5 protein-coding genes are annotated in these 5,001 nt (G+C 63.7%); all 5 read left to right on the top strand.

Annotated features, from left to right (window positions below; all coding sequences use genetic code 11):
• Positions 1 to 156: 156 nt before the first annotated feature.
• The 5 genes from petA to OXU43_07400 all read left to right on the top strand — a co-directional run bounded on the left by petA (position 157) and on the right by OXU43_07400 (position 4,839).
• A complete protein-coding gene (gene petA, locus OXU43_07420; protein ID MDD9824984.1) occupies positions 157 to 768 on the top strand; it encodes a ubiquinol-cytochrome c reductase iron-sulfur subunit in 612 nt (203 codons plus the stop codon).
• 5 nt (positions 769 to 773) lie between these two features.
• A complete protein-coding gene (locus tag OXU43_07415; protein MDD9824983.1) occupies positions 774 to 2,009 on the top strand; it encodes a cytochrome bc complex cytochrome b subunit in 1,236 nt (411 codons plus the stop codon).
• On the top strand, positions 2,006 to 2,770 hold the full coding sequence (locus tag OXU43_07410) for a cytochrome c1 (GenBank protein MDD9824982.1): 765 nt from the start codon (positions 2,006 to 2,008) through the stop codon (positions 2,768 to 2,770). Before OXU43_07415 ends, OXU43_07410 begins: the two co-directional genes overlap by 4 nt.
• 76 nt (positions 2,771 to 2,846) lie before the next feature.
• On the top strand, positions 2,847 to 3,458 hold the full coding sequence (locus OXU43_07405) for a glutathione binding-like protein (GenBank protein MDD9824981.1): 612 nt from the start codon (positions 2,847 to 2,849) through the stop codon (positions 3,456 to 3,458).
• Positions 3,459 to 3,651: 193 nt separating this feature from the next.
• Entirely contained in the window at positions 3,652 to 4,839 is a 1,188-nt protein-coding gene (locus OXU43_07400) for a glycosyltransferase family 2 protein (GenBank protein ID MDD9824980.1), read from the top strand.
• Positions 4,840 to 5,001: the final 162 nt, after the last annotated feature.

Genomic DNA, 5,001 nt, shown 5'->3' with positions numbered 1-5,001 from the left:
GCTGGATTCCCGCCCCTGTTCAAGCCAGGGGCAAGCTCTGCGCGGGAATGGCGAGGTGGGGGCATGGGAATGGCGGGGCGGGAACCGGGGGCGCAATCTGTTATAATGGCATTTTCGTTTCAGGGAGCGCGGAGGGCGCGAAATAGGGGGCGCGAAATGACGACGGAAAACGAGACGGAAAACGACTTCTACCGGAACCGGCGGAGATTTCTGACCACAGTGGCCACTGTTCTCGGGGGCGCGGGGGTCGCGGCGGCCGCATTGCCTTTTCTCTCCATGATGATGCCCAGCGCCAGGACCCGGGTCATCGGCCGCCCGGTGGACGTGGATATCGGCGGGCTTCAGCCTGGCGAATTGCGTGTGGTGGAATGGCGCGGCAAGCCGGTATGGGTGCTGCACCGCGCCCCGGAGATGCTGGACGCCCTCGGCAGTCTCGACGAGGCGCTCAGCGACCCCGGCTCGGAGTACGACAATCAGCCGGAATACGCCCATAACCCGCACCGTTCGCGGCGCCCCGAATACCTGGTGATCGTAGGCCGCTGCACCCACCTGGGCTGCTCGCCGGTATATCTGCGCCCGGAAGACCCGCACTCCTTCGAAGAGCCCTGGAAGGGCGGCTTTCTCTGTCCCTGCCATGGTTCGCGCTTCGATCTGGCCGGGCGCGTTTACAAGGGAGTTCCGGCACAGCCCAACAACCTGGTCGTGCCCAGTTATCGGTTCCTGAGCGACACTCGCATCCGGATTGGCGAAGACGCCGAAGTGGCCTGAAGACGATGCTCCGCGCTGACAGACTCTTCTCCCATGCGCTGAAGTGGATCGATCTCCGCTTTCCTCTGAGCCGCCTGTGGAACGAGCACCTCGCCCGCTACTACGCCCCGAAGAACTTCAATTTCTGGTACTTCTTTGGCGCGCTGTCGCTTCTGGTGCTGGTAATGCAGCTGGTCACCGGGATCTGGCTGACCATGAACTACAAGCCCGCCGCCGACCTGGCCTTCGCCTCGGTGGAATACATCATGCGCGACGTCTCCTGGGGATGGCTGGTTCGCTACCTCCACTCCACCGGCGCCTCGGCTTTCTTCATCGTCGTTTATCTGCATATGTTCCGCGCGCTCCTGTACGGCTCCTACAAGTCGCCGCGCGAGTTGACCTGGATCCTGGGGATGTTCGCATACCTTCTGCTGATGGCCGAGGCGTTCTTCGGCTACCTGCTCCCCTGGGGCCAGATGTCCTACTGGGGGGCGCAGGTCATCATCTCGCTGTTCAGCGCGGTGCCGGTGATCGGCGACGACCTGGCACTGTGGATTCGCGGCGACTTCGAGGTTTCCGATGTCACCCTGAACCGTTTCTTCTCGCTGCACGTGATCGCCATTCCCCTGATGCTGCTGGCGATCGTGGGCCTGCACATCCTGGCGCTGCACGAGACCGGTTCCAACAACCCCGACGGGATCGAGATCAAGGACAAAAAGGGGCAGGACGGAGTCCCCCTCGACGGCATCCCCTTCCACCCTTACTACACGGTGAAAGACATCTTCGGGGCCTCCGTGTTCCTGTTGCTGTTCTCGTTGGTGCTGTTTTTCGCCCCGGAGATGGGGGGGTATTTCCTGGAACCCGCCAACTTCGAGCCGGCCAACCCGCTCAAGACGCCCGAGCACATCGCCCCGGTATGGTACTTCACGCCCTTCTACTCCATCCTGCGCGCCGTGCCGGACAAGCTCTTCGGCGTAGTGGCCATGGGCGTCGCCGTCTTTTTGTTGTTCCTGTTGCCGTGGCTGGACCGCAGCCCGGTCCGTTCCATACGCTACCGGGGCTGGATGTTCCGCGCGGCACTGGCCTGTTTTGTGGTTAGCTTCCTGTTCCTCGGCTGGCTGGGCATACAGCCCGTCACGCCGCTCTACACCATTATGTCCCGGTTCTTCACGGTCATTTACTTCCTGTTCTTTTTTCTGATGCCCTTCTACAGCAAGTGGGACCCGGTGCGGAACCCCCCGGAGCGGGTGGTCTGCCGATGAAGCCGGCGAGGCGCCTCCGGAGCGTTGCGTCGCTTCCGGCTCTTTTGCTGCTCGCTTTCCCGGGGGGAGTCCTGGCGGCATCCGCGGATCGGAACCTCATGGAGGCCAGCGTCTCCCTGTCCGATATCCGCTCGTTGCAAAGAGGCGCGCACGTATTCGTCAATTATTGCGCCGGTTGCCACGCCGCCGCCTACATGCGCTATCAGAGGCTGGCCCGGGATTTGCGAATACCGGAGCAGGCGCTGCGGGAGAACTTTATGTTCGGCACCGACAACCCGGGAGACACCATGGCTAACGCCATGAGCGAGGCGGCCGGCACCCAGTACTTCGGGGTCGCGCCCCCCGACCTTTCCCTGGTCGCGCGCTCGCGCGGGGCGGATTGGCTGTACACGTATCTGCTGACCTTCTACGAAGACCCCGGCCGCCCTTTCGGCACCAACAACCTGGTGTTCCGGGATACTGCCATGCCGCACGTGCTATGGGAGCTGCAGGGGGCGCAACAGCCCGTTTACCGGAAGGTGTTGGACGCGCAGGGCAAGGAGCGGCAGGTCATCGAACGGCTGGAACTGGTGCGGCCCGGCACCCTGGACGAGCGGGAATACAAGGAGCTGGCGGCAGACCTGGTGAACTTTCTGGTGTACCTTTCGGAACCGATCCAGCAAAGCCGCCGCCGCGTCGGCGCCTGGGTCAGTTTCTACCTCTTGCTCCTGGTTATCGTTACCTACCTGCTGAAAAGAGAATATTGGCGCGACATAAAATAGTTCCGCACGTCGGCATGGAGCCTTGCCGCCGCCGGGGCATTTTGCCTGCGCGCCGTCGCCTTATCCGGTAACGTACATGTCCACGATGAAACTTTACTCCAGACCCGATCACCCCATAGACCATATGGTGCGCATCGTCCTCGAAGAGAAGAACGTGGAAGTGGAGATCGTCCTGGTCGAGAACGAGATCCCGGAGGCGGTGGCGGAACGCAACCCATATGACGGCATCCTCACTTTGGTGGACCGCGACCTGGCATTGTACGAGCCCCAGATCATGGCCGAGTATCTGGACGAACGCTTCCCCTACCCGCCCTTGATGCCCGTGGACCCCGTCGCCAGGGCGCATAACCGCCAGTTGCGGTACCGTGTCATGCGCGACCTCTATCAATTGACGGTAAGATTGAACGAAGAGAACGAGATTGCCGCCGCCGATGCGCGCAAGGTGCTGCGGGAACACCTCGCCGCCCTTGCCGGCGTGTTCTCCAGGAAGCCTTATTTCATGTCCGACGAATACACTCTGGCCGACTGTTGCATGGCCCCCTTGCTGTGGCGTCTCCCGCATTACGGGATCAAGCTGCCGCTGTTGGCGCGGAGAAGCATCAAGAAATATTCCGAGAGCCTGTTCGGCCGCGAGGCCTTCGTCAACAGCCTGACGGAGGCGGAACAGGAATTGCGAGAACCCGCGTGAGGGGGGGCGGCGTTACCCGAACTCCCCTGCCTGCCGGGCGGCGCCGGCATTGCGCCGCTCCTGCGTTCCTTGCCGGCGCGCGCCAACGCCGCCGCGAACCGGCCGCCGCGAACCGGGAGAGCCGCGCGATGCCCGAAGGCGCGCGGGCGCCGCAACGGACTGCTGGCGCCGGGCGGCCGGCGGTCGGGTGACCATGCAAGGTTCTGCCCGCGGCGCGCGCCCCCGGGAGGTATCCATAGTCGTGCCGACCTTTCGCGAGGCGGCGAACATCCCGACCTTGGCCGAACGAATACGCGCCGCCCTGTCCGGGAGCGGAATCGAGTGGGAGTTGCTGCTGATTGACGACGACTCGGGCGATGGCAGCGAGGCCGTCGTCGCGGAATTGGCGCGGCGCCTGCCGGTGCGCATGGAGGTGCGCCGCGCTGTGCCCCGGGACCTGTCTCTCGCGGTGTTGCAGGGGCTCCGGCTCAGCCGTTGCGAGCGGGTGGTCGTGATGGATGCCGACCTGTCGCACCCTCCCGAACGCATCCCGGACCTGCTTGCCGCCCTGGATGGCGACTGCGACATGGCGATCGGCAGCCGCTACGTTTCCGGCGGCTCCTTCGGGCGCGCGTGGGGTCTGTGGCGCTTTCTGAATTCGCGCCTGGCGACCGTGTTGACGCTGCCGCTCGTGAATTGCTCCGATCCCATGTCGGGGTTCTTCGCGATTCGCCGCCGGCTGCTTCCGGGGCCGGGCCCAGAACCGAGTACGCTGCGCCCCGTCGGCTACAAGATCGCGCTCGAGCTCATGGTGCGCCTGCAGCCGCGGCTCAAAGAGGTGCCCTATGAATTTCAAGACCGGGACCGGGGCGACAGCAAGATGGGTTGGCGGCAGAGATTCGACTATCTGCGTCATTTGCACCGCCTGTATCTGCACCGGTTCGGGGACTTGTTGCGGATGCTGTACTTCGGTTTCGTGGGCGCCAGCGGTTTTATCGTTGATGTAGTCTGCTACCTGTGCCTGCAATGGCTTGGCCTGGGGCACCGCCTGGCGCGGTTTATATCGTTCTGGCCGGCGGTCACCTGGAACTGGTGGCTCAATCGAAATTTGTCTTTCAGCGGGCGCAGCCATCGCCCGTGCGCGCGCCAATGGGCCGGGTTCGTAGCCAGCAGCCTGCTCGGATTCGGCGTGAGCTACGGCACTTACATTGTCTTGACCTCCTTTGTCCCCGTCTTTTCCGACTACCGGTTGTTGGCGCTCGTTTGCGGCGTTGTCCTTGGCGGCGTCGTCAATTTTCTGACGGCGAATCTGTACGTGTATCGCCTGCATTCGGATGACAAGCACGCCCCGGCCGGGAGCCTGGAGAACGTTGCCGGAGCGTCGGGGAGCCACGAAGATTAACATCGCGCCGAGCTGCCGGGACGCCCATGGGGAAGCAGGCGATAGCGCAGCGGCTGCGATCTCCGCTTAGCGCGTTCAGATTCCTGCCCGCGCCTTTTTTCAGGCACGGCGGCGACGCAGCGGCGCTGGCCGCCGCGGTACTCGGGCCGCTGCTGCTGTACG

The organism is Gammaproteobacteria bacterium, from assembly GCA_028817255.1.
GTDB classification, from domain to species: domain Bacteria; phylum Pseudomonadota; class Gammaproteobacteria; order Porifericomitales; family Porifericomitaceae; genus Porifericomes; species Porifericomes azotivorans.
The sequence above is the reverse complement of the archived record's forward strand: the minus strand, read 5'-3'. Positions and strand labels throughout refer to the sequence as shown.

What these genes read in the sequence shown, in the direction of transcription:
- OXU43_07415 (MDD9824983.1), top strand. Translation starts at nt 774, where the DNA reads ATGCTCCGCGCTGACAGACTCTTCTCCCATGCGCTGAAGTGGATCGAT.
- petA (MDD9824984.1), top strand. Translation starts at nt 157, where the DNA reads ATGACGACGGAAAACGAGACGGAAAACGACTTCTACCGGAACCGGCGG.
- OXU43_07405 (MDD9824981.1), top strand. Translation starts at nt 2,847, where the DNA reads ATGTCCACGATGAAACTTTACTCCAGACCCGATCACCCCATAGACCAT.
- OXU43_07410 (MDD9824982.1), top strand. Translation starts at nt 2,006, where the DNA reads ATGAAGCCGGCGAGGCGCCTCCGGAGCGTTGCGTCGCTTCCGGCTCTT.
- OXU43_07400 (MDD9824980.1), top strand. Translation starts at nt 3,652, where the DNA reads ATGCAAGGTTCTGCCCGCGGCGCGCGCCCCCGGGAGGTATCCATAGTC.